Origin of the sequence: Klebsiella sp. GN_Kp190 (assembly GCF_040061795.1) — a bacterium.
GTDB lineage: Bacteria > Pseudomonadota > Gammaproteobacteria > Enterobacterales > Enterobacteriaceae > Klebsiella > Klebsiella michiganensis.
This window is the reverse complement of record NZ_JBEAFN010000033.1, coordinates 1-25,689: the sequence shown is the minus strand read 5'-3', so window position 1 is coordinate 25,689 and position 25,689 is coordinate 1. Positions and strand designations below refer to the sequence as shown.

The 25,689-nt window shown below is 60.9% G+C and carries 21 protein-coding genes and 1 pseudogene; 12 read left to right on the top strand and 10 right to left on the bottom strand.

All coding sequences use genetic code 11. The annotated features are described in order from the left end of the window. Positions 1–8: 8 nt before the first annotated feature. Complete coding sequence (locus ABLU67_RS20565; protein WP_025106414.1) at positions 9–953, top strand: sugar kinase; 945 nt, start codon at positions 9–11, stop codon at positions 951–953. Between the two features lie 38 nt (positions 954–991). On the opposite strand, the gene ABLU67_RS20560 is transcribed toward ABLU67_RS20565, so the two are convergent. Genes ABLU67_RS20560 through ABLU67_RS20550 form a run of 3 tightly spaced genes read right to left on the bottom strand, consistent with a single transcriptional unit; the run spans position 992 to position 4,149 of the window. Further along, positions 992–2,020 (bottom strand): 2-hydroxyacid dehydrogenase, encoded by a 1,029-nt coding sequence (locus ABLU67_RS20560; RefSeq protein WP_032748675.1) that lies wholly within the window; start codon positions 2,018–2,020, stop codon positions 992–994. After that, complete coding sequence (locus ABLU67_RS20555; RefSeq protein ID WP_102803494.1) at positions 2,017–3,513, bottom strand: FGGY-family carbohydrate kinase; 1,497 nt, start codon at positions 3,511–3,513, stop codon at positions 2,017–2,019. Before ABLU67_RS20555 ends, ABLU67_RS20560 begins: the two co-directional genes overlap by 4 nt. Before the next feature lie 24 nt (positions 3,514–3,537). Continuing rightward, a complete protein-coding gene (locus ABLU67_RS20550; RefSeq protein WP_014837792.1) occupies positions 3,538–4,149 on the bottom strand; it encodes a methylthioribulose 1-phosphate dehydratase in 612 nt (203 codons plus the stop codon). Between the two features lie 518 nt (positions 4,150–4,667). Between ABLU67_RS20550 and codB the strand changes: the two genes are divergently transcribed. From codB to ABLU67_RS20515, 7 genes are all read left to right on the top strand, one after another. Then, entirely contained in the window at positions 4,668–5,930 is a 1,263-nt protein-coding gene (gene codB, locus ABLU67_RS20545; RefSeq protein WP_348852517.1) for a cytosine permease, read from the top strand. Positions 5,931–5,932: 2 nt separating this feature from the next. Beyond that, positions 5,933–7,168: a PucR family transcriptional regulator ligand-binding domain-containing protein gene (locus tag ABLU67_RS20540; protein ID WP_009653171.1), complete on the top strand. Its 1,236-nt coding sequence runs from the start codon at positions 5,933–5,935 to the stop codon at positions 7,166–7,168. Beyond that, complete coding sequence (gene codA, locus ABLU67_RS20535; protein WP_049101547.1) at positions 7,165–8,403, top strand: cytosine deaminase; 1,239 nt, start codon at positions 7,165–7,167, stop codon at positions 8,401–8,403. The genes ABLU67_RS20540 and codA overlap by 4 nt, the downstream gene beginning before the upstream one ends. Before the next feature lie 145 nt (positions 8,404–8,548). Beyond that, positions 8,549–9,538, top strand: a complete 990-nt coding sequence (locus ABLU67_RS20530) for a LacI family DNA-binding transcriptional regulator (protein ID WP_014228374.1) — start codon at positions 8,549–8,551, stop codon at positions 9,536–9,538. A 121-nt stretch (positions 9,539–9,659) separates the two neighbouring features. Continuing rightward, a complete protein-coding gene (locus ABLU67_RS20525; protein WP_032694342.1) occupies positions 9,660–10,469 on the top strand; it encodes an inositol monophosphatase in 810 nt (269 codons plus the stop codon). A gap of 300 nt (positions 10,470–10,769) precedes the next feature. After that, positions 10,770–12,131 (top strand): MFS transporter, encoded by a 1,362-nt coding sequence (locus ABLU67_RS20520; protein ID WP_025106422.1) that lies wholly within the window; start codon positions 10,770–10,772, stop codon positions 12,129–12,131. 25 nt (positions 12,132–12,156) lie between these two features. Next, the gene (locus tag ABLU67_RS20515; protein ID WP_102803496.1) at positions 12,157–13,425 is read left to right on the top strand and encodes a histidine-type phosphatase; all 1,269 of its coding nucleotides are present in this window, start codon (positions 12,157–12,159) and stop codon (positions 13,423–13,425) included. Between the two features lie 46 nt (positions 13,426–13,471). Here ABLU67_RS20515 and mtnA read toward each other — a convergent pair whose 3' ends face one another. Next, positions 13,472–14,500 carry an S-methyl-5-thioribose-1-phosphate isomerase gene (gene mtnA, locus ABLU67_RS20510; RefSeq protein WP_014837785.1) on the bottom strand — a complete coding sequence of 343 codons (1,029 nt, stop codon included), beginning with the start codon at positions 14,498–14,500 and terminating at the stop codon, positions 13,472–13,474. A gap of 102 nt (positions 14,501–14,602) precedes the next feature. On the opposite strand from mtnA, the gene mtnK reads away from it, so the two are divergent. After that, positions 14,603–15,802: an S-methyl-5-thioribose kinase gene (mtnK, locus tag ABLU67_RS20505; RefSeq protein WP_348852516.1), complete on the top strand. Its 1,200-nt coding sequence runs from the start codon at positions 14,603–14,605 to the stop codon at positions 15,800–15,802. Between the two features lie 116 nt (positions 15,803–15,918). Here the strand turns inward: mtnK and ABLU67_RS20500 are convergent, their stop codons facing one another. The 4 genes from ABLU67_RS20500 to ABLU67_RS20485 all read right to left on the bottom strand — a co-directional run bounded on the left by ABLU67_RS20500 (position 15,919) and on the right by ABLU67_RS20485 (position 20,863). Next, positions 15,919–17,160 (bottom strand): LVIVD repeat-containing protein, encoded by a 1,242-nt coding sequence (locus ABLU67_RS20500; protein WP_004848703.1) that lies wholly within the window; start codon positions 17,158–17,160, stop codon positions 15,919–15,921. Continuing rightward, entirely contained in the window at positions 17,157–18,221 is a 1,065-nt protein-coding gene (locus ABLU67_RS20495) for a sugar ABC transporter substrate-binding protein (RefSeq protein ID WP_014228368.1), read from the bottom strand. The genes ABLU67_RS20500 and ABLU67_RS20495 overlap by 4 nt, the downstream gene beginning before the upstream one ends. Positions 18,222–18,365: 144 nt before the next feature. Continuing rightward, a complete protein-coding gene (locus tag ABLU67_RS20490; protein WP_049071013.1) occupies positions 18,366–19,364 on the bottom strand; it encodes an ABC transporter permease in 999 nt (332 codons plus the stop codon). Then, positions 19,361–20,863 (bottom strand): sugar ABC transporter ATP-binding protein, encoded by a 1,503-nt coding sequence (locus ABLU67_RS20485; RefSeq protein ID WP_102803497.1) that lies wholly within the window; start codon positions 20,861–20,863, stop codon positions 19,361–19,363. Before ABLU67_RS20485 ends, ABLU67_RS20490 begins: the two co-directional genes overlap by 4 nt. Positions 20,864–21,023: 160 nt before the next feature. Between ABLU67_RS20485 and ABLU67_RS20480 the strand changes: the two are divergent. From ABLU67_RS20480 to ABLU67_RS20470, 3 genes and pseudogenes are all read left to right on the top strand, one after another. Next, positions 21,024–22,111, top strand: a pseudogene (locus ABLU67_RS20480) (oxidoreductase). Between the two features lie 186 nt (positions 22,112–22,297). Further along, positions 22,298–22,591 (top strand): type II toxin-antitoxin system RelE/ParE family toxin, encoded by a 294-nt coding sequence (locus tag ABLU67_RS20475; RefSeq protein WP_348852515.1) that lies wholly within the window; start codon positions 22,298–22,300, stop codon positions 22,589–22,591. After that, positions 22,572–22,976 carry a helix-turn-helix domain-containing protein gene (locus ABLU67_RS20470; protein ID WP_004100084.1) on the top strand — a complete coding sequence of 135 codons (405 nt, stop codon included), beginning with the start codon at positions 22,572–22,574 and terminating at the stop codon, positions 22,974–22,976. Before ABLU67_RS20475 ends, ABLU67_RS20470 begins: the two co-directional genes overlap by 20 nt. On the opposite strand, the gene ABLU67_RS20465 is transcribed toward ABLU67_RS20470, so the two are convergent. Beyond that, the gene (locus tag ABLU67_RS20465; protein ID WP_348852514.1) at positions 22,973–23,170 is read right to left on the bottom strand and encodes a YbdD/YjiX family protein; all 198 of its coding nucleotides are present in this window, start codon (positions 23,168–23,170) and stop codon (positions 22,973–22,975) included. The two genes, ABLU67_RS20470 and ABLU67_RS20465, sit on opposite strands and share 4 nt — an antisense overlap. A 55-nt stretch (positions 23,171–23,225) precedes the next feature. Next, positions 23,226–25,331, bottom strand: a complete 2,106-nt coding sequence (gene cstA / locus ABLU67_RS20460; RefSeq protein ID WP_046878153.1) for a pyruvate/proton symporter CstA — start codon at positions 25,329–25,331, stop codon at positions 23,226–23,228. Positions 25,332–25,689 lie beyond the last annotated feature (358 nt).

The window sequence follows — 25,689 nt, the reverse complement described above, 5'->3', positions numbered from 1 at the left end:
GAGCACCTATGGCAGCTTTTGACGCCGTCTTTGTCGGCCTGACTATTCTTGATATCGCCGGTCGCCCGGTGATCGACATCCCGCCGCGCGGCGGGGTAGCCTTTATCGAACAAATTCGTCTTAACCCCGCCGGAACCGCCGCCGGAGCCAATATTAATGCCGCGAAGCTGGGCATTCGCACCGCCGCGGTGGCCTGCCTCGGTGAAGATGAAAAAGCCGATTTTATCCTCGCCAGCTACGCGCGTCTGGGGATCGACTGCTCGCTGGTCCAGCGCACGGCGCAGCAGGAAACGTCGGCGACGATCCTGCCCATCCGCCCCAACGGCGAGCGCCCGGCGCTGCACTGTCGGGGCGCTTCCGATGCGCTTTTTATCCGCGAAGAAGAGTTTGACGCGATCCTCGACTGCCGGTTCCTGCACCACGGCGGCACCGGCCTGCTGGCGGCGATGGATAGCGGGCAAAGCGCGCTGCTGCTGCGGGCGGCGAAAGCCCGCGGCGTCACCACCAGCTTTGATTTAATCGCCCCCGACGCGCGCACCCTGGATCTGCTGCGCCCGCTGCTGCCGTCGGTGGACTACTTTATGCCTTCCCTTGAAGAAGCGGCGTATCTCTCCGGGGAGACCCAGCCGGAAGCGATTGCCCGCGTCTTCTTTGCGCTTGGCGTCGGAACCTGCATTCTGAAGGACGGCGAAAACGGCTCCTGGCTGCTGACCCGCGACGGCGCCGTCGAGCATATCGCGCCGTTCCGGGTCGATGCCGTGGATACGACCGGCTGCGGCGACAGCTACTGCGGCGGCTTTATTGCCGCGCTGGCCCGGGGGTTAAGCGTCAAAGCGGCGTGCGAGGTGGCTTCCGCCGTCGCCGCGCTGGTGGCGACCGGCATGGGATCGGATGCCGGCGTGGTGGACTGGCAGCATACGCAGGAGTTTATGGCGACCCACCGTCGCGGATAACAAGCTTCGCCGCCGCATTGCGCGGCGGCAAGCGCGGCTTAACGCCACTGATAAAGCAGCGGCTCTCCGGCGACATAGCGCTGGAGGTCGGCGGCAATCATCGCCGTATGTTTAGCAATGCTCTCCCGCGTCGCCCCGGCGATATGCGGCGTAATAATCACGTTATCAAACTCGGTGACAAACGGATGGTCGCGCCACAGCGGCTCGCGATGGTAGACATCCAGCGCCGCGCCGCCCAGCGGGCCGTGGCGCAGCGCGTGAATCAGCGCGTCTTCGTCCACGACCGCCGCGCGCGAGGTATTGATCAGCAGCGCGCCCGGCTTCATGCTGTTCAACAATGGCGCGTTCACCAGCCCATCGCTGTGCGGGCCGCTGCTCAGATGCAGGCTCACGATATCCGCCTCGCGGAACAGCCCCTCAAGGGTCGTCTTTTGCAACCCCGGTTCGTTGATATCCTCGGCGGCGACAAACGGGTCCACCACCAGTACCGCCATGCCAAAGGCGCGGGCGATACGCGCCACCCGGCGGCCAATATTACCGTAGCCAATCAGCCCCAGGGTTTTGTTGCGCAGCTCGCTGCCTTTAAAGACTTCATAAGGGCTTTGCGGACTAACGTCCCACACTACATCGCGGCGCAGCCCGCTCTGGGTGGCCTGCGCGGCGTTTTCGGCGTGGGTGAATTCGCCGCGCTTCAGCGCCGCGTGGGATTGCGGAATATGCCGCGCCAGGCTCAGCATCAGCCCCAGCGTCAGCTCGGCGGCGGCGTCCGCGTTGCGCCCCGGCGTATAGAGCACGCGGATACCGCGCGCCTGGGCGGCTTTGGTATCGATGTTCACCGGATTGGCGCGGGTGCAGGCGATCACCTGTAAACGCGGGCAGGCGGCGATCACCGCTTCCGTCACCTCATCGTAGCTGGTCACCAGCACCTCGGCGTCGTGGGCCAGTTCGATCAGCTGGCCTGCGCTCAGCTTCGGCTTGCCCAGCGCCCAGCCTTCTACCCGCAGTTCGCCCAGTTGCTGAAAAGCGCTGAGGTCGCCGGCGTGTTCGGCGGTAAAAACAATTTTCATATGCGTTGTTCCTGAGAAATACGTTGAAGCGCCTCGCGGCGGGCCTGCCACACCGGGAGCATCTGCTCGCGCAGCAGTCGATACACCGGATAGAGCGCGGCGTAGCGGCTGTGCGCCTGCGGATGGGGTCGATAGCGGGTCTGCTCCAGCGCCGGATAGCGGCTCAGGGCATCGACGCTGCGCGCCGCCAGAATCGCCGCGCCGCGCGCGCTAAGCTCGTTGAAAGGACTGGAAACCACCGTTCTGCCGGTGCAGTCGGCAATGATTTGCAGCCAGGTTGCCGAAGCCGCGCCGCCGCCGGTCAGGTACAGTTCGCCGCCCTGCGGGTAGCCCTGAAGCGAGTCGACGATAGCGTAAGCCAGCCCTTCAAACACCGCCCGCAGCAACTCCGCGCGGGTGGTGTGCTGGCTAATGCCGAAATAACCGGCCCGCGCCTCGGGGCTAAAGAACGGGGCGCGTTCGCCGTTGAGGTAGGGCTGCCAGAAGACGCCGCCGCTGCCGGGCTCAACGCTGGCGATATGCTGTTCCAGCTGCTGTAAATCCGGCTCCAGCGCAATCTGCTGCTGGAGCCAGTCGATGTTCGGCGTCCCGGCCTGCATCGGAAAAAGGTTAATAAAGCTGCCCGCTTCGGTATGGGTGACGTAGCGCGTCCCCTCGTTGACCGTCTGGCGACCGTGGCAGACGATACCGGTGCAGCAGGTGGTGCCAAGAATGGTATAAATATCGCCATCGTTGACCGCGCCGCAGCCCAGCGCCGCGCTGCACACATCCAGCGCGCCGGCCGCCACCGGCGTGTCCACAGGCAGCCCGGTGAGCGCCGCGACCTCTTCACGTAGCGCGCCCGCCTGCACGTCCGGCGCCAGCAGCGGTGGGAACAGAGATTGTAAATCTGCCAGGCCCATCTCATTGAGCACCACCGTGGATAGCTTTCCGCTCTGCTGATTCAGCAAAGAGGTACTGGCATCGGTAAGATCCAGCGCCGCGACGCCGGTGAGGCGAAAGCGGATCCAGTCCTTGGCGAAAAACAGATAGCGGGCCGCCGCCAGCCGCTCCGGCTGGTGATGCTTGAGCCAGCACAGCTGCATGCTGGTATTGCAGGGCTGCAGATGGGTACCGGTATCGTCAAAGAAGCGACGGTCAAAACCGGGGCGACTGAGCAGTTCGCTCATCAGGTCGCGGCTGCGGGTGTCGCTCCACAGGATACCCGGCCCGACCGGTTCGCCTTCGGCGTCGCTGAGCCAGACCCCTTCGCCCTGCCCGGCAAGGCCGATGGCGCGTAAACGCCCGCTTTGCAGCGCCGGATACCGGGCGATATCGCGTAAAATCGCCACCACCGACTGCCACAGCTGGGCCATATCCTGCTCGGCGTGACCGTTGGCCGACAGCCGCGGGCCGGTGTTCTGCGCCGCGCTGGCGCACGCCTGAAAGCGTTCATCAAACAGCACCGCTTTCACGCGCGAGGTGCCGATATCGATTCCGAGATAAAAATCCATGCCTGACCCGTTGGTGAAGAGAAATTAGTCGCGCTCGTAGCGGCGGCGCATCAGTTCACATTCGAACAAAAATTCCAGTCCTTCGAGCTGGCGACGGGCTTCGTGAATGTCTTTGCCCCAGCAGGTCAGGCCGTGGCCGCGCAGCAGGAAGCCGTAGCGCAGCGGGTGGGTCTGCGCATAATCTTCAATGCGCGCCGCCAGGGCATCGATATTCTGGTCGTTATCAAAAATGGCGACCGGCACGGTATCGAGATGGCTGTGCTGGCCGGTCAGGGTTTTCTGCATCTCATAGCCCTGCAGCGCCAGGGTGGCGCTTTTTTCAATCCGCGACAGCACGGTCGCGTTGACGGTATGCACGTGCAGCACGACATTCGCTTCCGGGAACAGGCGATACACCAGGGTATGCAGGCCGGTTTCAGCAGAGGGTTTACGTCCGGAAGGCGCTTTATTGCTGGCGATCTCCACCTGCAGGAAATCCTCCGTCGTCAGGCTGCCTTTATCGCGCCCCGACTCGCTCAGCCAGCACCAGGTCTCATCCTGACGCACCGACATATTGCCGCCGGTGGCCGGTGCCCAGCCTTTCGCGCCGATCCAATGACAGGTGGTGACCAGTTGCGCGAGTCTTTCTTGCCACATAGCAGTTCCTTAGTTTAGCGATGTTGTATTTAGCCGTCTAAATGGCTATTTACCCGATACTAACACCGCCGGCGTAAGCGAACAATATTTCAGGAAAGACTTACATTGATAATGGTTATATCAGAAAAGCATATGAAATTACTGTTTTTAACAACAATACAACTGAGCATTTTCATGACGCAAAAATTACCGCCTGCGGGCGGTTAAAAAGATGGGGGATCGTGCCGCCGGGAAACGGCGTAAAATTGGCATCATTTGTCGATTCTGACCTGCCCCCCAGGTCGGGTAAGACGCCAGCCGTCGTCCGACAAAATGCGGGGGCAGGAGTCACATCCCACTGCCCCACGGCGGTGCAAAACATGGCACTGTGCACACATTTATGGCAAACAACGGCCGTTTAACGCCGTTTTATGTGCATACTGCCCACCCCATTGTGTTACCCCTGCCCCGCTTTTTCTGGCACACCTCTTGCTACCCCTCTGCCATCGCTATTTGGATAGCCACTCAGAGGTTCCACCATGTCAAACAGCAATGATTTTCCGCTCGTCGAAGTGCCCGCCGCCGGGCGCAAGGGCGTTTTTTCCATCTCGATGGTTCTGTTCAGCTTTACTTTTTTCACCGGCACCATGTTCGCGGGGGGCAAGCTTGGCGTCTCTTTCTCCATCGTTAACCTGCTGTGGATTGCGGTTATCGGTAACTTTCTGCTGGCCCTGTACGCCGCCTCGCTCGGCTGGATTGCCGCGCGCAGCGGGCTAAATACCGTGCTGATGGGCCGTTTTTGCTTCGGTGAAATCGGCAGCAAGCTCGCCGATTTTATTCTCGGTTTCGCCGAGCTGGGCTGGTACGCCTGGGGAACCGCGACGGTCGCCATCTCGCTGGTCAAAATCCTCGCCCTGCCTGCGGCGATGACGATTCCGCTGATGATCCTGTTCGGCATCCTGTTCTGCGTCACCGCGCTGGTGGGCTATAAGGGGCTGGATGCGCTGTCGCGCGTATCGGTACCGCTGATGTTTATTCTGCTGGTGGTGTCGATGTACCTTGCCGCCCATCACGCCGGCGGCTGGCAGGCGATGACCCAAATCGAACCGGGTGAAACCATGACCTGGTCGGCGGCCATTACCATGGTATTCGGCACCTTTGCCAGCGGCGCGACCCAGGCGACGAACTGGACGCGGCTGGCCAACTCCAGCCGCACCGCCATCGTCGCCAGCATGAGCAGCTTCCTGATCGGCAACGGGCTGATGATTATCGCCGGCGCCTGGTGCGCCATCGTCTACCAGCAGGCCGATATCGTGGAAGTGCTGATTTTGCAGGGGCTGTCGGTCGCCGCGGTGATAATGCTGTGCCTCAACCTGCTGACGATTCAGGGGCCAACGATCTACAACGTCTCGGCCGCCGCCTGCCATCTGCTGCGCAGCGAGCGTCGCCGCACCCTGACCGTGGTTGCCGCCGGGGTCGGCATTCTGCTGGCCATTGGCGGTATGTATGAAATGCTGATCCCTTTCCTCGTGCTGCTGGGCAGCATCATTCCGCCCATCGGCGGCGTGATCCTCGCCGACTACTGGTTTTATCGCGGCGGCCGCTATCCGCTGCTGCACACCGCCCGTTTGCCGCGCTTTAACTGGCTGGGTCTTAGCGCCTACGCGGTGGGCGCGGTGGTGGCTTACCTGTCACCGTGGATTGCCCCGCTGGTTGGCATTACCGTTTCCGCGCTGGTCTATATCGCGCTGACGCGTCTGAGCAAACGTCAGCCCGCCGCTGATTCGGTCGCGGAGCAGTAGCCGTGAGCCTGACGGTCAGCGAAATCCTCGCCCTGGAGGGGCTCTCCGCCATGCGCCTGCGCGCCGGTAAGCAGGGGCTGCAGCTGGCGGTTCGCTGGTACTACGTGGCGGAAAATGAAAATATCGCCGAATGGATCATGGGCGGGGAGCTGGTGTTTATCACCGGGATCAACCATCCCCGCGATGAAGAAAACCTGATCCATTTGCTGATGGAGGGCAAGCAGCGCGGGATCGCCGGGATGGTGATCCTCACCGGCGACGCGTACATTCAGGCGATCCCGCCGCGCCTGATTGCGCTGGCCGACGAGCTGGGCATTCCGCTGATCGAACAGCCCTATCTGCTGAAAATGGTGATCGTGACCGAACGCATCGGTACCGCGCTGGTGCGCAGCGAAAACGCCCTGCAATCGCAGCGCGATATTCTGCTGCAGCTGTTAACCGGCGACTATCCCGACCTGCAAATCCTGCATCAGCGGGCGCTCCACCAGCAGCTGGATTTTACCCGCCCGCTGCGGGTGGCGGCGCTGCGCCTTGAGGGGATACCGCGCCTGTTTCGCCAGTTTCCGCCGGAGCAGGCCGAAGCCTGGCTGCAGCAGGCCCGCCGCACCGTACGCCAGCGGCTGCAGCAGCAGCTCAATCAGCAGGGCAATCCCTTTCCGCTGGTCGAGCGCAGCAATATGTTTCTCTTTCTGCTTCCGGATGAGGAAGGCGAGTTTTATCAGCAAAAAACGTGGCTCCAGGCGTGGCTGATCGCGCTGGCGGAGGGCGACGACGGGCTATCGCTGCTGTGCGGCCTTTCGGCGCCGGTGCAGCAGCTGCAGGGATATCAGCGCGCGCTGTCGCAGGCGCGTCAGGCGCTGGACCTCAGCGATAACCTGCGTCCGGCCCAGCGCATCAGCGACTACCAGCAGCTGGGGTTTATCAAGCTGCTCTCCGCCGTTAGCGACCCCGCGCTGCTGAGCGACTTTATGCACGACACCCTCGGCTGTCTGATTGAGCCGGATCGCAAAAGTCCCTGGCTGCTGATGGAGACCCTGGAAACGCTGCTTCAGGAGAGCGGCAACGTGGTCAGAGCCGCCGAGCGGCTGGGCATTCACCGCAACACGTTGCATCAACGCATTCAGCGTATTGAAAAGCTGACCGGCTATCCGGTCAGCCACCCGCAGTTTCATCTCAACGCCTCGGTCGCCTTAGCGATCTGGCGTATGTCGCAAAATCATTTACGGGAACAACCATGAAAATTATCAACGCGCGCCTGCGCCATCAAGAAGCGCTCTATACCCTCGACTTACAGGACGGCCTGATTAAAAGCATCACCGCGCAGGCCGCGGCGCAGGCGGCTGACGCCGACGATATCGACGCTGAGCAAAAGCTGGTCATCCCGCCGTTCGTCGAACCGCATATCCATCTTGACGCCACCCTGACGGCGGGCGAGCCGGAGTGGAATATGAGCGGTACCCTGTTTGAGGGCATCGCCCGCTGGAGCCAGCGCAAAGCGAGCGTCACCGTCGAAGATACATGCCAGCGGGCGCTGAAAACCATCGGCATGCTGCGCGACAACGGCGTGCAGCACGTGCGCACCCACATTGATGTCACCGACCCTTCCCTGACGGCGCTTGAGGCGATGCTGAGAGTGAAAAAAGAGGCGGCCCATCTTATCGATCTGCAGATCGTCGCCTTCCCGCAGGAGGGCATTGAGTCCTTCCCCGGCGGACGCGAACTGATGACCCGCGCCATCGAAATGGGCGCCGACGTGGTGGGTGGCATTCCGCACTATGAAAATACCCGCGATAAGGGCGTCAGCTCGCTGGTTTTTCTGATGGACCTGGCCGAGCGCCACGGCTGCCTGGTGGACGTGCACTGCGATGAAACCGACGACCCGCAGTCGCGCTTTCTGGAAGTGCTGGCGGAAGAGGCCCGGGTGCGCGGCATGGGCGCGCAGGTCACCGCCAGCCATACCTGCGCCATGGGCTCCTACGACAATGCCTACTGCTCGAAGCTGTTCCGTCTGCTTAAAGCGTCTGGCATCAATTTTATCTCCTGCCCGACCGAAAGCATTCACCTGCAGGGGCGCTTCGACAGCTGGCCGAAACGCCGCGGCGTGACGCGGGTGGCAGAGCTGGACCGCGCCGGGATCAACGTCTGCTTTGCCCAGGACTCCATTCAGGATCCGTGGTACCCGCTGGGCAACGGCAACATCATGCGCATCCTCGACGCCGGGCTGCATATCTGCCATATGCTGGGATACGAAGATTTGCAGCGCTGCCTCGATCTGATTACCGATAACAGCGCCCGCACCCTGTGCCTCGGCGACAACTACGGCATTGCCGAAGGACGCCCGGCGAACCTGCTGATCCTCGATGCGGAAAACGACTACGACGCGCTGCGCCGCCAGGCCAAAGTGCTGACCTCCATTCGTCACGGCAAAGTTATTTTGCAGCGCCAGGCGGAGCAGATTCGCTATCCGGCATAAGCCTGACGTTGACGCGGCCGCGATGCCGCGTCAACCCACTGCTCGCCCGGGGATTTATGTGGTACCTTTTAACGACTTTTTCCGTGCCGGCCATGGGTTCCAGCGTCGGCGCGGGCTCACTGAGGATAACCCGTACCCTGATACTATGAGCGAAAAAAAATGGATTAAGGCAGAGGACGTTGCCCGACTCGCTGGCGTCTCCCGTTCCGCGGTTTCCCGCACCTTTACGCCCGGCGCATCGGTGGCGGAAAAAACCCGCCAGAAGGTCCTCGCCGCGGCGGAAACGCTGGGCTATCAGGTCAACATTATCGCCCGCACGATGAACACCGGCAGCAGCAATTTTATCGGCATCGTCACCGCCGGCTTTGATAACCCCTTCCGCAGCAAGCTGCTGTCGCCGCTGGTCCACCAGCTGGCGCTCAACGGTTTTATGCCGCTGCTGATGAACGCCGACGATCCGCAGCAGCTCGCCCCGTCGCTCAGGCAGCTGCTGAGCTATCACGTCGCGGGGGTCATTATCACCTCCGGGGCGCCGCCGCTGTCGCTGGCGGAGGAGTATCTGGAGCGAAAAATCCCGGTGACCCTTATCAACCGCCACGCCGAGCTGGCCGGCTGCGATCGCGTGTGCAGCGACAACGCGCAGGGCGCGAAGCTGGTGGCCGACCTGTTTGCCCAGCGCCAGTGGCGCCAGGCCGGGTTTATCGGCGAAAGCCTGGATAACTTCAGCACCCGCCAGCGCTACGAAGCGTTTGTTGCCCATACCCAGGGTATGGAGGTCGCCGCGCACTTCTGCGACAGCAGCGGCTATCAGGCGGGCTTTGCCGCCGCCAGGCAGCTGCTTGCCGCGCATCCGCAGCTGCAGGCGCTGTTCTGCGCCACCGATATGCTGGCGCTCGGCGCGCTGGACGGCCTGCGGGCGGACAACCCCGCCGCTTCGCTACCGGCGATTATCGGCTTCGATGATATTCCCCAGGCGGACTGGCAGCCCTATCAGCTGACTACCGTGCAGCAGAATACCGCCCTGCTCGCCCACCACGCGGTGGATCTGCTGGTCACGCGGATCGCCAAATTCAGCCTGCCGTCACGCCATCGCGAAGTGCCGGTGAAACTGATCGTTCGTCAAAGCGCGAAATGAAAAATTCATTTTATGCCGGAGCGATCACAGAATAATATTTTTAATCCATCCACACTCATTTTGCCCTTCGGGGCCGTTTTTTTCAGGCAATTTGCACACGTGTGCAAAATAGGGAGTTATGATGAAATCACTGGAATCAAATGAACTGCAGGCCCGCTACCGTTTAGCCTGCGAACTGGCGAAGGCCGGTGCTGAACTGGCGTTCGAATACTATCAACAGCGCGACCGGCTGACGGTGGATCATAAAGGCGACGATCTGCAGGACGTGGTCAGCGTCGCCGATAAACGGGTCGAAGCGTTTGTTAAGCAGCGCATTACCGACGCCTTCCCGCAGGACGGTTTTCTCGGCGAGGAGAGCGGGACGCAGATGCCGGACGCGCGCGTGCTGTGGGTTGTCGATCCCATCGACGGCACCAGCTGTTTTCTTAACGGCCTGCACACCTGGTGCCTGTCGCTGGCCATCATTGCAGACGGCGAACCGGTTATCGGCGTGGTGTACGACCCCAACCATCGCGAGCTGTTCCACGCCCTGAAAGGCCAGGGCGCGTGGCTTAACGATGCGCCTATCGCGCCGCATCCGGCAGCGACGGTCAAAGAGGGCGTGATGGGCGTCGGCACCTCGCACCGCGTGACGCCTGCGGTTTTTCTGCCCTTCCTCGATGCGCTGCTGAGCGACGGCGGGATGTTTATCCGCAACGGCTCCGGGGCGCTGATGAGCGCCTGGGCGGCGGCGGGCAGGCTTATCGGCTACTACGAACCGCATATGAACCCGTGGGACGGGCTGCCGGGGCTGGTGCTGATGCGCGAAGCGGGCGGCCTCAGCAACGACTACCTGGCAAACGACGGGATTCGTCACGGTAATCCGCTGCTGCTGGCCAGCAAGACGCTCTATCCACAATTAAAAAACATGCTTTGTCACCCCTTACCTTAACCGCATCGGGTCAGGCTTTATCTGATTATGTACTCTACACAACGACAATCAACCCTAAATAATTCGAGTTGCAGAAAGGCGGCAAGTGAGCGACAAATTCGTCGGGAACGAATTTGACCAGCCGAAGGCTGGCCTCCGGTGAGAGGCAGGAGCCTCTCATTAATCCCCAGGAGCTTACTCTGGTAAGTGACTGGGGTGAACGAACGCAGCCAACGCATATGCAGCTTGAAGTATGACGGGTTAAACCTCATGGACGAACCACACTAATCAGTCAGGCCTCCGACCTTCGGAGATACCATTATGTCTGGAAGAATTATCGCATTTTTTCGCGCTTCGCCGCCCAAAGCGGGCGGAGAGTTCGATGAGCGGCGCTTTCGCAGCGTGCGCTGGCAAACCTTTATTACCATGACCCTGGCGTACGTCACGTTCTACGTTTGCCGGCTGTCGTTCACCGTCGCCAAAAGCGCGCTGGTGGAGCTTGGCATTACCCCGACGGAGCTGGGCATGATCGGCTCAACGCTGTTTTTCAGCTACGCCATCGGCAAGCTGGTCAACGGCTTTATCGCCGATCATGCCAACGTGGTGCGCTATATGAGCCTTGGGCTGCTGCTGAGCGCCGGGATGAACCTGATGATGGGGATGACCAGCAACGCCATGCTGCTGGCTATCTTCTGGGGGATTAACGGCTGGGCGCAGTCGATGGGCGTCGGTCCGTGCGTGGTATCGCTGGCGCGCTGGTACGGCTGTAAAGAACGAGGCACCTTTTACGCCATCTGGTCGACGGCGCATAACATCGGCGAAGCGATGACCTATATGGTGATCGCGGCGGTGATTGCCGGATTCGGCTGGCAGATGGGCTATCTGTCGACCGCCGCGCTCGGCGCCGCCGGGGTGGTGCTGATGCTGTTGTTTATGCGCGACTCGCCGCAAAGCTGCGGCTTCCCGTCAATCAACGTGATTCGCGACGAACCGCAGGAGGAGACGGAAGCCCGCGGCTCGGTGTTTAAAAACCAGCTGCTGGCGCTGCGCAACCCGGCCCTGTGGGCGCTGGCGCTGGCCTCGGCGTTTATGTATATCGACCGCTACGCGGTGAATTCATGGGGGATCTTCTTCCTGGAGCAGGATAAAGCCTACTCTACTCTCGAAGCGTCCGGGATTATCGGGGTCAACGCTATCGCGGGTATTGCCGGAACGATTATCGCCGGGATGCTCTCCGACCGCTTCTTCCCGCGCAACCGCAGCGTGATGGCCGGTTTTATCAGCCTGCTCAACACCGCCGGCTTCGCGCTGATGCTCTGGTCGCCGCACGGCTACTACACCGATATTCTGGCGATGATTATCTTCGGCGCTACCATCGGGGCGTTGACCTGCTTCCTTGGCGGACTGATCGCCGTCGATATTTCGTCCCGTAAAGCCGCGGGCGCCGCGCTCGGCACCATCGGTATTGCCAGCTACGCGGGGGCGGGACTCGGCGAGTTTCTGACCGGCATCATCATCGATAAAACATCGATAATCGAAAATGGCAAAACGCTGTATGACTTCAGTACGCTATCGCTGTTTTGGGTAGGCACCGGCCTGATGTCCGCGCTATTCTGTTTTACCACCGCCGCGATTGTCGCCAGGCGACACGCGACAGAGCGTCAGACCTCATTCTCGTCATAACCTTTTAACTTATAAGGAATATTTTATGATGCCTGTACGACATCAGGTTTTGCTACGCCTGCTGCTCGCCTGCGCCCTGCCGCTGCTGGCCGCGCCGGGCCACGCCGCCGCGCAGTTTACGCTGGAAAAAGTGGTTGAGCTCAGCCGCCACGGCATTCGTCCGCCGACGGAGGGCAACCGGGAGGCCATCGAAGCCGCGACCCAGCGTCCGTGGACGCAGTGGACCACTCACGACGGCGAGCTGACCGGCCACGGCTATGCCGCCGTCGTCAATAAAGGTCGTGATGAAGGCGCACGCTATCGTCAGCTCGGACTACTGGCGGCGGGCTGTCCGGCGAGTGGAGAGATTTACGTGCGCGCCAGCCCCCTGCAGCGCACGCGGGCCACCGCCCAGGCGCTGGTGGACGGCGCCTTTCCCGGCTGCGGCGTAATGATTCATCACGTCAGCGGCGACGCCGACCCGCTGTTTCAGACCGATAAATTTGCCGCCACGCAAACCGATCCCGCCCGCCAGCTGGCGGAAGTGAAGAAGACGGCCGGCGATCTGGCGCAGCGTCGGCAGGCGCTGGCTCCGGTGATTCAGCTGCTGAAAAACGCCGTCTGCGCGCCCGATAAGCCCTGCCCGGTATTTGACCTGCCGTGGCAGGTGGAGCAGAGCAAAAGCGGCAAAACCTCGATTAGCGGGCTGAGCGTGATGGCCAATATGGTTGAGACGCTGCGTCTGGGCTGGAGCGAGAACCTGCCTCTCAGCCAGCTGGCGTGGGGCAATATTACCCGCGCCAGCCAGGTCACCGCCCTGCTGCCGCTGCTGACGGAGAACTACGATCTGAGCAACGATGTGTTTTATACCGCGCAAAAACGCGGCTCGATTCTGCTCAACGCCATGCTCGAAGGGGTAAAAGAGGGCGCCGCGCCGAACGTGCGCTGGCTGCTGCTGGTGGCGCACGATACCAATATCGCCATGGTGCGTACATTAATGGACTTTAGCTGGCAGCTGCCGGGGTACAGCCGCGGCAATATCCCGCCGGGCAGCAGCCTGGTACTGGAACGCTGGCGCGACACCCATAGCGGAAAACGCTACCTGCGCGTTTACTTCCAGGCGCAAAGTCTGGACGATTTACGCCGCCTGCAAACGCCGGATAGCCAGCATCCGCTGCTGCGCCAGGAGTGGCATCAGGCGGGCTGCCGGACCACCGCCGTCGGGACGCTGTGCCCGTACCAGGCGGCGCTGACGGCGCTTGGCAAGCATATCGACCGGCAGTCCGCTCCGGCGGTAGAGATGGTGCTGCCATAAGTTGAAGGCGAAGCGAGGGAGGTCGCTTCGCCTTTTTCGCTCAGGTTCAGGCCTTTTCTGGCGCAAACGCCCCGGCGGCGACCTGCTCCGGGGTCACCACGCCGCTGTCCAGCACCCAGCCGCTCACTAACGCCGCGGGCGTGACGTCGAACGCCGGATTGTAAACCGCAGCCTCTTTTGGCGCCCACTGCACCGCGCCAAAGCTGCCGGCGACGCCGGTGACTTCGGCAGCCGCCCGCTGCTCAATCGGGATTGCCGCGCCGTTCGGGCAATGGCGGTCCAGGGTAGTCTGCGGCGCGGCCACGTAAAAGGGAATCTGATGATACTTCGCCAGCACCGCCAGCGAATAGGTGCCGATTTTATTCGCCACGTCGCCGTTGGCGGCAATACGGTCAGCGCCCACCCAAACCGCGTCGACCTGGCCCTGCGCCATCAGGCTGGCGGCCATCGAATCGGTAATCAGCCGATACGGCACGCCCAGTTCACCCAGCTCCCAGGCGGTCAAACGTCCGCCCTGTAACAGCGGGCGCGTTTCATCCACCCAGACGTTCGCCACCTTTCCCTGCTGATGCGCCAGCGCAATCACCCCCAGCGCGGTGCCGACGCCCGCCGTCGCCAGGCCGCCGGTATTGCAGTGGGTCAACAGGCGGCTGCCCGGCGTCACCAGCGCGCTGCCCGCCTCGGCGATGCTGGCGCAAAGCTGTTTATCCTCTTCGATCAGGCGCAGCGCTTCCGCTTCCAGAGCCTGTGGAAAGCGCTCCTCCGCCAGCGCCAGCTTCATGCGATCCAGATTATTCATCAGGTTTACCGCCGTCGGACGCGCGGCGCGCAGCGTCTCCAGCGCCTCAGATAGCGCCTCGCGGGTCAGGCCGCGCTGCGCCAGCAGCGCCAGCAGCAGGCTGGCCGACAGGCCAATCAGCGGCGCGCCGCGTACCCGCAGGGCGTGAATATGGTCCACCAGCAGCGCCACGTTATCCGCCGCCAGCCAGCGTTTTTCCTGCGGTAAAGCCTGCTGGTCAAGAATAAAGAGCTGATTTTCGCTTACCCGCAGGCTGGTGGTCTGTAGTGTCTGCATTTAGTTAAATCCCTGTTGCGTTGTTGTATCACATTGTGTCAGGATGAAATCCAGAAGTATAGACGTCTGAACGGCTTAATCAGAATTTTGAGGATCGAGGCAATGTCGCAATACCATACTTTCACGGCCAGCGATGCGGTGGCTTACGCCCAACAATTTGGCGGTATCGACAATCCGTCAAAACTGGTGTCCGCACAGGAAGTGGGCGACGGCAACCTCAACCTGGTGTTTAAAATTTTCGATATCAGGGGCGTGAGCCGGATTATCGTTAAGCAGGCGCTGCCCTACGTGCGCTGCGTGGGAGAATCCTGGCCGCTGACCCTTGACCGCGCGCGCCTTGAAGCACAAACCCTGGTGGCTCACTATCAGCACTGCCCGCAACACACGGTGCGGATTGTGCATTTCGATCCCGAGCTGGCGGTGATGGTGATGGAAGATCTCTCCGATCACCGCATCTGGCGCGGGGAGCTGATCAACAACGTTTACTACCCCCAGGCCGCCAGCCAGCTGGGGGAATACCTGGCCCAGACGCTGTTCCACACCAGCGACTTTTATCTGCCTCCTCACGAGAAAAAGGCCCAGGTGGCGCAATTTATTAATCCCGAGATGTGCGAAATCACCGAGGATCTGTTCTTTAACGACCCGTATCAGGTTCACGAGCGCAACAGCTATCCAGCCGCGCTGGAAGCCGATGTCGCCGCCCTGCGCGACGATGCCCAGCTGAAGCTGGCGGTGGCCGCGCTCAAGCATCGCTTCTTTTCCCATGCCGAAGCGCTGCTGCACGGCGATATCCACAGCGGCTCGATTTTCGTCGCCGAAGGCAGCTTTAAGGCCATCGACGCCGAGTTCGGCTTTTTCGGCCCGATTGGCTTCGATATCGGCACCGCCATCGGCAACCTGCTGCTCAACTATTGCGGTCTGCCGGGGCATCTGGGCATTCGCGATGCCGCCGCCGCTCGCGAACAGCGCCTCAGCGATATCCAGCAGTTCTGGACCACCTTTGCCGAGCGTTTTCAGGCGCTGGCGGCGGAGAGATCCCGCGACGCCGCGCTGGCCTGGCCCGGCTATGCCTCCGCGTTCCTGAAGAAAGTGTGGGCCGACGCGGTGGGCTTCTGCGGCACCGAACTGATTCGCCGCAGCGTCGGGCTGTCGCACGTGGCGGATATCGACGCTATCCCGGACGACGCCATGCGCCATGAATGCCTGCGCCACGCTATCACGCTGGGTAAAGCGCTGATTGTGATTGCCGGGCGTATCGACAGCGTGGATGAGCTGATTGCGCGAATTCGCCAGTACGGTTGAATCTCCGTCCAGCCTTTCCCGGCTCGCGCTGCGCTTAGCCGGGCTACGGGCTGCGATCCGGTAGCCCGGGTAAGGCGTTTACGCCGCAACCCGGGAAGGCAACAACCCACAATCCCCTACCCCAGATACTCAATCACCGACAGCCCGCCGTTATAGTCGGTGCTGTAAATAATTCCCTGCGCGTCGACGAACACGTCGCAGGACTGGATCACCCGCGGGCGACCGGGGCGGGTATCCATCATTTTCGCCGGCGCGGCGGGCACCAGCGCCCCGGTTTCCACCGGTCGATAAGGGTTGGAAATATCGTAAGCGCGAACGCCCGCGTTCTGATAAGTGGCGAAAATCAGCGTTGAGCTGACAAAGCTGCCGGGACGATTCTCATGCAGGTTATGCGGGCCAAAGTGCGCCCCTTTCGCCACGTAGTCAGCTTCGTCCGGCTGCGGGAAAGTGGCGATACTCACCGGATTCGTCGGGTCGCGAATGTCGAACAGCCAGATCAGCTTCTCGCCATCCTGCTGGTTATCCAGCACCGCCTCATCAAGCACCACCAGCAGATCCCGATCCGGGAGCGGCAGCGCGGTGTGGGTGCCGCCGCCAAACGGCGGGCTCCAGTTACGGTGGCTAATCAGCTTCGGCTGGGTGCGGTCCTGCACATCGAGCAGGGTCAGGCCGCCGTCGCGCCAGCTGCCGTAGGCGGTGTCGCCGGCGATAATCGCATGATGAAGGGCATAGCGCTTACCTTCCGGCCACTGCGCGGTCTCCCCCGCCGCCTGGTTCATCCCCGGCAGCCACCAGCGCCCGGCGACCTCCGGCTTGCGCGGGTCGGCCAGGTCGATAGTCAGGAAAATGTAGTCGCTAAAGCCGTCAATCAGCGCGGAAACGTAGGCCCAGCGTCCGCCGACGTACCAGATTCGGTGGATACCGATGCCGTTAAGCGACAGAAAAGCGATCTCTCGCGGTTTATCCGGAGTGGAAATATCAAAAATCCGCAGCCCGGCGCTCCAGCCCCTATCCCGTACGTCGCTGACCGTCTCGCCCACCGAACGGGTGTAGTACACCTTCTCGTCGGCGAAGCGGGCATCGGCGAACAAATCCCGGGCGTTGATCACCAGCAGCAGATCATCGTGCGCCTGTAAATGGACGTTCCAGGTACCGGGCGGCGCGGCGATGTAGTTGACCGTTTGCGGATGTTTAGGGTCGCGCACGTCCACCACGGAAAAGCCCTGCGAGACCATATGGCCGATATAGGCAAAACCACGATGGACCATCAGCTGAACGCCGTCCGGGCGTCCCCCCTGATCGCTATGCCCGATCAGCCGCATATTGCGGCTGTATTCTGGTGTTGGCAAAACACTCATTTGTTTTTCGCTTCCAGGGTAGCGAACCACGGGGCGATAAAGTCTTCGGTCTGGCCCCAGCCCGGGATAATTTTACCCAGCGAGGCGACGTTAACCGCCCCCGGCTGCGCCGCCAGCAGCGCCTGCGGGATCGCCGCCGCCTTAAAGTCGTAGGTCGCAGGCGTCGGTTCCCCGGCAATCTTATTGGCGATCAGGCGCACGTTGGTGGCGCCGATAAGCTTCGGATCCACCGCTACGCTCACCTTCCACGGGCTGCCGGATTCGCGCATCAGCTGCAGATCCTGGTTGGAAATGTCGATGCTGTAGAGTTTGATCTCGGTGCGGCCGTTCTCTTTCAGCGCTTTATAGGCGCCCTGGCTGAAGGCGTCCCAGGTTCCCCAGATTGCATCAATTTTACCTTTCGGGTATTTCGCCAGGATCGCGCCGACCTTGTTGGCGGTATCGCCCTGCACGTCGGAAGAGACCGCGCCGATGGATTCCAGCTCTTTGATGCCGGGGTTTTGTTTAAGCAGCGTCTGGTAGGCCGCCTGGCGGCGCTCCATCGGCGGGAAACCCGCGACCCACAGTTTGACGATATTGGCTTTGCCGTTGAAATCTTTCACCAGCTGGCCAAAGGAGAGCTCGGTCAGCGAAGCATCATCCTGCTGGGTGACGGTGACGCCCGGGATCTGGCCGTTTACCGCGGTATCGAAAACCGAGACTTTGATCCCGGCGTCCACCGCTTTTTTCACCAGCGCGGTGGCGTAGGGATCGCGCCCCTGAGAAAGGATAATGCCGTCGTATTTCTGGCTAATCGCCTGGTTAACGAAGTCCTGGAATTTGGCGTCATCACCGTTGCTGAGGAAGGTACTGATTTTAAAGCCGAGCTTTTTCCCCTCCTGGATCGCTCCGGAGACAAACTGAGTGGTGTTATCGTCGGAGCCCAGGTTGCGGATCACCGCAATGCGAATCGGCCCGCTGTGTTCAGCAATGGCAGCCGGAAGCGGCGTCGGGGTTTCAGCAAAGGCCGCTGCAGCGTTGAACAACCCCAGCGCGATGAGTGAAAATGTTATCTTTTTCATAGTGTTTCCTTTTTGTTACCCTAAATAATTCGAATTGCAGGACGGCGGCAAGTAAACGAATCCCGATGAGCTTACATAAGTAAGTGATTCGGGTGAGTGAACGCAGCCAACACACCTGCAATTTGAAGAATGACGGGTAAAATTTTAGATGCGGCGCTGAAAATAAGTCAGTGCGAGCGCGCCAGCCAGCACCAGCCCTTTAATAATGTCCATCGCGTAATAGGGCACCGAGAGCATCACCAGGCCGTTGGAAAGCACGCCTAAAATGACCGCCCCCACCAGCGTACCGAGCGCGTTCGGCTTACCGGAACCGGCCAGCGAGAAGCCAATCCACGCCGCCGCCACCGCATCCATCAGGTAGCCGCCGCCGGCGTTCACCTGCGATGAGCCGATGCGCGACGCCAGCAGAATGCCGCCGAGCCCCGCCAGCAGAGAGGCGATGACGTACGCCGCCACTTTGTAACGGGTGATGCGCAGGCCGGAGAGGCGCGCCGCTTCCGGGTTGCCGCCGATGGCGTACATCCGCCGTCCGTGGGTGGTAAAAGAGAGCGCCAGCTGAGCGATAACGGTCACCACCAGCATAATGATCACTATCGTTGGCACCTGCCCCAGCGAACCGAACGCCGCCGGAATCGCGCCTTCCGCCATATCGCCGCTCGGCAGCACCATGTTTTCGGTGATCGACCCGCCGTAGCTGTAGGTCATCGCCACGCCCTGAATCACGAACAGGCTGGCAAGCGTCGCCAGCATGTCGGGAATACGCAGGATCACGATCAGAAACGCGTTAAACAGCCCCACTAAGGTACAGAGCGCCAGGGTGATAAGGATCGCCTCGGTGGTGCCGAAGCCGTGCCAGACAAACAGCGAAATCACCAGCGCATTGGCCAGCGAGGCGGTGGAGCCCACGGACAAATCGAAACCGCCGATGGTCAGCGATATCGATACGCCGATGGCGATCACCGTCACGATGGCGATGGAACGCAGGATGTTGATGATGTTAAACGGGTCGAGGAAGTTGTCCGACGCCAGGCCAAAAACGGCGATCAGCAGGACGACGGTCAGCAACATGCCCCATTTGTAGAGAAAATCGAAAAATCGCTGACGGCCCGATACCGTCGCGTTAACTGCCAGGGCCTTACTCACGCTGCTGCTCCTCCGGTGGAGTAATAAAGAATGTTCTCTTCCCGGGCCTCCGCGCCCGCAATTTCCGCCACGATGCGCCCGTCCCACAGCACGCAGATGCGATCGCACAGGCCGACCAGCTCGGCGAATTCGCCCGAGGCGTAAATCACCCCTTTGCCTTCCCGCGCCAGGCCGTCGATCACATTGAATAAATCCGTTTTGGCTTTGACGTCGACCCCTTTGGTCGGCTCATCGAAAATCAGGACGTTGGCGTTGCCGCGCAGCCATTTGCCTATCGCCACTTTTTGCTGATTGCCGCCGGAGAGACGGCGCAGGGTTTGCGCCGGACCCGATGTCCGAATGCCCACCCGGGCGATCATCTCTTCCGCCCAGCGCCAGGCCTGACGATGGCCAAACAGGCTCCAGCGGGAGAAGCTGCTATCGGCGCTGACCGCCAGGTTCATCGCCACCGGTTCTTCGATAAAAATGCCCTCTTTGCGCCGCTCTTCCGGCACCAGCGCCAGACCGCGCGCCACCGAGTCCGCCGGGTCGCGCGGTCGCCACGGCTGGCTGTTCAGTTCGCCGCGGGTCAAACGGCTTTTGCTGGCGCCAAAAAGCGCCTTACACAGCTCGGTTTTCCCGGCGCCCGCCAGTCCGGCGATCCCCAGAATCTCCCCCTTGCGCAGACGCAACGAGATATCCTGCAGCAGCCCTTCGTCGTGCAGCCCTTCAACCTGTAGCAGCACCTCATCGCTATGCGGCGGCCGCTTCGGCGGAAAGATATCGCTCAGCTCATGCCCGAGCATCTTCTCGACGATCTGCTCGCCGCTCAGGTCGGCCATCGGCCCGCTCTCAATCAGCCGGCCGTCGCGCAGCACCGTCAGGGTGTCGCAGACCGCTTTTAATTCATGAATGCGGTGCGAGATAAACACGATACCAATGCCCTGCCGCTGCAGGCGGCGAACCACCGCAAACAGGCGCTCGCTTTCGTTTTGGTCCAGCGGCGCGGTCGGTTCATCGAGGATAAGAAAGCGGCAGTGATGCGACAGCGCGCGGGCCAGCAGGATTTGCTGTTTTTCCGCCAGCGTACAGCTGTCGATGGAGCGGCGTACGTCGAGGCTGACGTCAAGCTGAGCCAGCGCCTCGCGCGCCAGCTGGCGCAGCCGCCCCCAGCGGAAGGCGATCCCCGGCTCCGCCAGCCTGTCGAGCATGATGTTTTCCGCGATGCTCAGGCCCGGGACCAGCGCCACGTCAACCTCCTGCTGCACCAGATGGATCCCCAGCAGTTTGGCATCGCGCGGCGAGCGAATGCTTACCGACTGGTTGTTAATCACCACCTCGCCTTCGTAATGGGCGTGCGTGCCGCACAGCACCGCCATGAGCGTGGACTTACCCGCGCCGTTGGCGCCGGTCAGCGCATGCACCGATCCCCCCGTCAGGGTGAAAGCCACGTTGCTGAGCGCCCGAAAGCCGGAAAAGGCCAGGCTAATATTTTGCATCTCAAGGCGATTGCCGGTCATCCCCTGCACCCTGTCGATTAATGTTCTGATTTAACGAATTTTTCATAGCTCTCCTTGACTGACAAATGCATAAAAGGCATAAGATAAAGCGAAATAATATTAGCCATCCGGATGTCCAGACATAACATCGGGTTAGCGAAACAGCACAAGGACAACATTGATGAGTCACAGCGATATCCGCGTGGTCCCCGGCCCCGCCAACTACTATTCCCATCCCGGCAGCCTTGCCCGGCTGCAGGATTTTTACAGCGAAGAACAGCTTTCACGCGCGGTGTGGGTTTACGGCGAGCGGGCTATCGCGGGCGCGCAGGCTTTCCTGCCGGCAGCGTTTAACGCGCCTGGCGCCAAAAAATATTATTTAAAGGCCACTGCAGCGAAAGCGACGTCAGCGAGCTGGCCCGCGCATCCGGCGACGATCGATCGGTGGTGATTGGCGTGGGCGGCGGCGCGCTGCTCGATACCGCGAAGGCGCTGGCCCGTCGCCTCGGCCTGCCGGTGGTGGCCATCCCCACCATCGCCGCCACCTGCGCGGCGTGGACGCCGCTGTCGGTGTGGTATAACGATGCCGGTCAGGCGCTGCAGTTTGAAATCTTCGACGACGCCAACTTTCTGGTGCTGGTGGAGCCGCACATTATTCTTAACGCGCCGGCGGAATATCTGCTGGCGGGCATCGGCGATACGCTGGCGAAATGGTATGAAGCGGTGGTGCTGGCTCCGCAGCCGGAGACGCTGCCGCTCACCGTGCGCCTGGGTATCAACGGCGCGCTGGCGATCCGCGATGTTCTGCTGGAAAGCAGCGAAACCGCGCTGGCCGACCAGCAGCGCGGCGAGCTGACCCAGGCGTTTCGCGACGTGGTGGATGCGGTTATCGCCGGCGGCGGTATGGTCGGCGGGCTGGGCGAGCGCTATACCCGCGTCGCCGCCGCCCACGCGGTGCACAACGGGCTGACGGTACTGCCGCAGACCGAGAAGTATCTTCACGGGACCAAAGTCGCCTACGGCATTCTGGTCCAGAGCGCCCTGCTCGGCCAGGACGACGTGCTGGCGCAGCTGGTGCAGGCGTACCGGCGCTTTAATCTGCCGACTACGCTGGCGGCGCTGGAGGTGGACATCAACAACCGCGAACAGCTGGATAAGGTGATTGCCCATACCCTGCGCCCGGTGGAGTCCATCCATTTTCTGCCGGTTGAACTGAACGTCGAAACCCTGCGCGCGGCGTTTGAGAAGGTCGAACGTTTCGCCGGTTAATCCCCCGTTTTATTCGCCTCTGCCGCCCGGCGGAGGCGCTTTCGAGCCGCCTCGCAAAGCCGATGTTTCTGCCTTCGCCAGAAGACGATTCTGCGTTAGGGTACCCTCATAAGAAAATAACAAACTTATCTTATAAACTTATTATTTTCTTATGTTCAACTGAGGTGTACAGTGGAGGTACATAGCATGCTCATCTGGTCAAAAGTGGCAAAAAAGGCACTGGCAAATATCGATTATCGCTATCAGCAGAGAATCAAATGCAGGCTAGCTGATTTAGGTGACCGTACGGCTCCTCGGCCCGATGTCAGAAAGTTATCTAAACCAGAGAATCATTACCGTCTTCGGGTAGGGGATTATCGGGTCATTTTCACACGTCAGGGGCTGACGCTGAGCGACCTGTTTATCGTGTCCGTTAAGCGCAGAACCTCAACAACCTATTTGCATGAGGAGAATATGCCATATGGCTGTTCAGATAATTAAGGATGATGAAGGGAAAGCGCAGTACGCGGTGATCCCCTACGACGAATACTTCCAGATGTGTTTGCAGCTAGCCGAGCTGGATGATGAAACGGAAGCCGATCTTGAAGATATTCCGGTAGAACACGATATCTACGACAACGTGATGCTGCCGGGTGACGTCTGCGACATCATGGATAAAGAGAAAGTCAGCCTGCAGGCGGCCTGGCGCATTTTGCGCGGCCTGTCGCAGCAGGAGGTGGCCAATAAGCTCGGGATTAGCCAGTCGGCGGTATCCCAGCTAGAAGCTATCGATTCCCGCCCGCAAAAGCGCACCCGCGAAAAGCTGGCGGCAATATACGGCTGCACCCAGGAGCAGATCAGCCTGTATCTGCCGAAAGAGGGTTAACAGCACTTCGCGCCGCCTTTACCGCCGTAGCGCGCGTCCTGACGCTCGCGAAAAAACTCTTCATAGGTCATCGGCGTTTGTTCCGGATGGGTCGCGCGGATGTGCTCCACGTAGTTGTCGTAATCCGGGACGCCGATCATCATTTTCGCCGCCTGGCCTAAATATTTTCCGGCTTTCGAAAGGTTATCGAACATTTTCAACTCCCATCATCGCCCCCCTTCTCGCAAAAGAGGGCGATAACGTCATGGCTTAGTGGGCGCGTTTCGCCTGGGTCACCAGGCTATCAGCATCAGCAGGCATCGCCTGGTAAGGGGTCTCTTTCGCCGTCGGTTTGTCCTCTTTCAGCGCCGCCAGCGCGGTCTTAATCGAGAACAGCGCCAGCACGACCACCACCACCATAAAGAAGATGGTCAGCCCGGCATCCAGACGGTTGTTAAACACCAGCTGCGCCAGCTGCGACTCGGTGTACTGCGGCGGAATATTGCCGCTGTCAATCATCGCCTGGAACTTGTTGGCAATCGCCAGGAAGCCCACTTTGGTATCGGTGCTGAACGACTTCTGCCAGCCCGCGGTCAGGGTACAGATCAGCAGCCAGGAGGTCGGCAGCAGCGCGACCCAGGCATAGCGCTGGCGCTTCATCTTAAACAGTACCACCGCGCAGAGCATCAGCGCCATCCCCGCCAGCATCTGGTTGGCAATACCAAACAGCGGCCACAGCGTGTTGATGCCGCCAAGCGGGTCAACCACGCCCTGATGCAGGAAGTAGCCCCACGCCAGCACGCACAGCGCCGTGGCGAGAAGGTTCGCCGGCAGCGAGCTGGTTTGCTTCAGGCTCGGGTTAATCACCCCGAGCAGATCCTGCAGCATAAAGCGCGCCGCGCGCGTGCCGGCATCCACCGCGGTCAGGATAAACAGCGCCTCGAACAGAATCGCGAAGTGATACCAGAAGGAGACGTCCATCAGGCCGCCCAGCGAACCGTGCAGAATATAGGCCATGCCCACCGCCAGCGTCGGCGCGCCGCCCGCACGGGAGATAATCGACTGTTCCCCCACTTCGGTCGCAATCTGGTTAAGCGTATCCGGGGTTACGGTAAAGCCCCAGCTGCTCACCACCTGCGCCGCCGACGCTACCACATCGGTCACGCCCGCCGGAGCCAGCACCGCCATTGGGCTGTTCATCGCGAAGTAGACGCCCGGGTCGATAATACAGGCCGCCACCAGCGCCATAATCGCCACGAAGGACTCCATCAGCATGCCGCCGTAGCCGATAAAGCAGGCCTGGCCTTCATTAGCCAGCATCTTCGGCGTCGTGCCGGAGGCAATCAGGGCATGGAAGCCGGAAACCGCGCCGCAGGCGATGGTGATAAACAGGAACGGGAACAGGCTGCCGCTCCATACCGGGCCGGTGCCATCGATAAATTTGGTCAGCGCCGGCATCGTCAGCGTCGGACGCATAATCAGAATACCAATCGCCAGACCGACGATGGTGCCGATTTTCAGGAAGGTGGAGAGGTAGTCGCGAGGCGCCAGCAGCAGCCAGACCGGCAGCACCGCGGCGATAAACCCGTAGCCCACCAGAATCCAGGTGAGCTGTACGCCGGTGTAGTCAAACCACGGCGCCCAGGTCGGGCTTTCCGCTACCCAGCCGCCGGAAATGATGGCGAACACCAGCATCACCAGGCCAATCACCGACACCTCGCCAATGCGCCCGGGGCGCAGATAGCGAATATAGATCCCCATGAAAATCGCCAGCGGGATGGTAAAGGCCACGGTGTAAGTCCCCCACGGGCTGTGGGTCAGCGCTTTCACCACGATCATCGCCAGTACCGCGAGGATAATCACCATGATCATAAAGCAGGCTACCAGCGCCAGTACGCCGGCGGTCGGGCCCATCTCCTCTTTCACCAGCTCGCCGAGCGAACGTCCGTCGCGACGGGTGGAGACGAACAGCACCATAAAGTCCTGTACCGCTCCGGCCAGCACCACGCCCGCGAGGATCCAGATCATTCCCGGCAGATAGCCCATCTGCGCCGCCAGCACCGGACCAACCAGCGGCCCCGCGCCGGCAATGGCCGCAAAATGGTGACCGAACAGCACTTTCTTATCGGTTGGAACGTAGTCGAGGCCGTCGTTGTGACGCACCGCCGGAGTCATGCGCGTCGGGTCGACCGCCAGCACGTTTTTAGCGATATACAGGCCGTAAAAGCGATAGGCGATCAGATAGACGCAGACTGCCGCGACGACAATCCACAGCGCGTTAATCTGTTCACCCCGGTTTAGCGCGATATAGCCCAGGGCAAAGGCTCCGATAACGGAGAGCAGTGTCCAGATGAGGTATTTCCCTGAATTATTCATCATTGTGTTCCACAGGTAGGGTAATCAGGATGTTACAAGTTGTTTCTAGAACACAATGGAAGTTTTAACAACTTTGAAACGTTGCAGATGTCGCCTGACGGCAAGGATTTATCTCACATTGCAAGCGAGATCACTTCTGGCAGGAAAATGGATGAAAACGGGGAGGGATAATCTGTCACTGCATCGCATCCTGCTTCCCCGGAGGCGGCGCTTGACGCGCCTGTCCGGGCTACCGGTCCGCAGACGACGGTGAACCCGTAGCCCGGTCAGCGCAGCGCGACCCGGGAAGAAGCCGCACCGATACATTCATCCCGGCGTATCCCCGGGTTGCGGCGTAAACGCCTTACCCGGGCTACCG

Excerpts from the sequence above, each read along its gene's own strand:
- ABLU67_RS20550 (WP_014837792.1), bottom strand. The coding sequence starts at position 4,149 with ATGTGGCAAGAAAGACTCGCGCAACTGGTCACCACCTGTCATTGGATC.
- ABLU67_RS20500 (WP_004848703.1), bottom strand. The coding sequence starts at position 17,160 with ATGAGTGTTTTGCCAACACCAGAATACAGCCGCAATATGCGGCTGATC.
- ABLU67_RS20515 (WP_102803496.1), top strand. The coding sequence starts at position 12,157 with ATGATGCCTGTACGACATCAGGTTTTGCTACGCCTGCTGCTCGCCTGC.
- mtnA (WP_014837785.1), bottom strand. The coding sequence starts at position 14,500 with ATGCAGACACTACAGACCACCAGCCTGCGGGTAAGCGAAAATCAGCTC.
- cstA (WP_046878153.1), bottom strand. The coding sequence starts at position 25,331 with ATGAATAATTCAGGGAAATACCTCATCTGGACACTGCTCTCCGTTATC.
- ABLU67_RS20495 (WP_014228368.1), bottom strand. The coding sequence starts at position 18,221 with ATGAAAAAGATAACATTTTCACTCATCGCGCTGGGGTTGTTCAACGCT.
- ABLU67_RS20525 (WP_032694342.1), top strand. The coding sequence starts at position 9,660 with ATGAAATCACTGGAATCAAATGAACTGCAGGCCCGCTACCGTTTAGCC.
- codA (WP_049101547.1), top strand. The coding sequence starts at position 7,165 with ATGAAAATTATCAACGCGCGCCTGCGCCATCAAGAAGCGCTCTATACC.
- ABLU67_RS20470 (WP_004100084.1), top strand. The coding sequence starts at position 22,572 with ATGGCTGTTCAGATAATTAAGGATGATGAAGGGAAAGCGCAGTACGCG.
- ABLU67_RS20560 (WP_032748675.1), bottom strand. The coding sequence starts at position 2,020 with ATGAAAATTGTTTTTACCGCCGAACACGCCGGCGACCTCAGCGCTTTT.
- ABLU67_RS20555 (WP_102803494.1), bottom strand. The coding sequence starts at position 3,513 with ATGGATTTTTATCTCGGAATCGATATCGGCACCTCGCGCGTGAAAGCG.
- ABLU67_RS20520 (WP_025106422.1), top strand. The coding sequence starts at position 10,770 with ATGTCTGGAAGAATTATCGCATTTTTTCGCGCTTCGCCGCCCAAAGCG.
- mtnK (WP_348852516.1), top strand. The coding sequence starts at position 14,603 with ATGTCGCAATACCATACTTTCACGGCCAGCGATGCGGTGGCTTACGCC.
- ABLU67_RS20465 (WP_348852514.1), bottom strand. The coding sequence starts at position 23,170 with ATGTTCGATAACCTTTCGAAAGCCGGAAAATATTTAGGCCAGGCGGCG.
- ABLU67_RS20565 (WP_025106414.1), top strand. The coding sequence starts at position 9 with ATGGCAGCTTTTGACGCCGTCTTTGTCGGCCTGACTATTCTTGATATC.
- ABLU67_RS20485 (WP_102803497.1), bottom strand. The coding sequence starts at position 20,863 with ATGACCGGCAATCGCCTTGAGATGCAAAATATTAGCCTGGCCTTTTCC.
- ABLU67_RS20530 (WP_014228374.1), top strand. The coding sequence starts at position 8,549 with ATGAGCGAAAAAAAATGGATTAAGGCAGAGGACGTTGCCCGACTCGCT.
- ABLU67_RS20475 (WP_348852515.1), top strand. The coding sequence starts at position 22,298 with ATGCTCATCTGGTCAAAAGTGGCAAAAAAGGCACTGGCAAATATCGAT.
- codB (WP_348852517.1), top strand. The coding sequence starts at position 4,668 with ATGTCAAACAGCAATGATTTTCCGCTCGTCGAAGTGCCCGCCGCCGGG.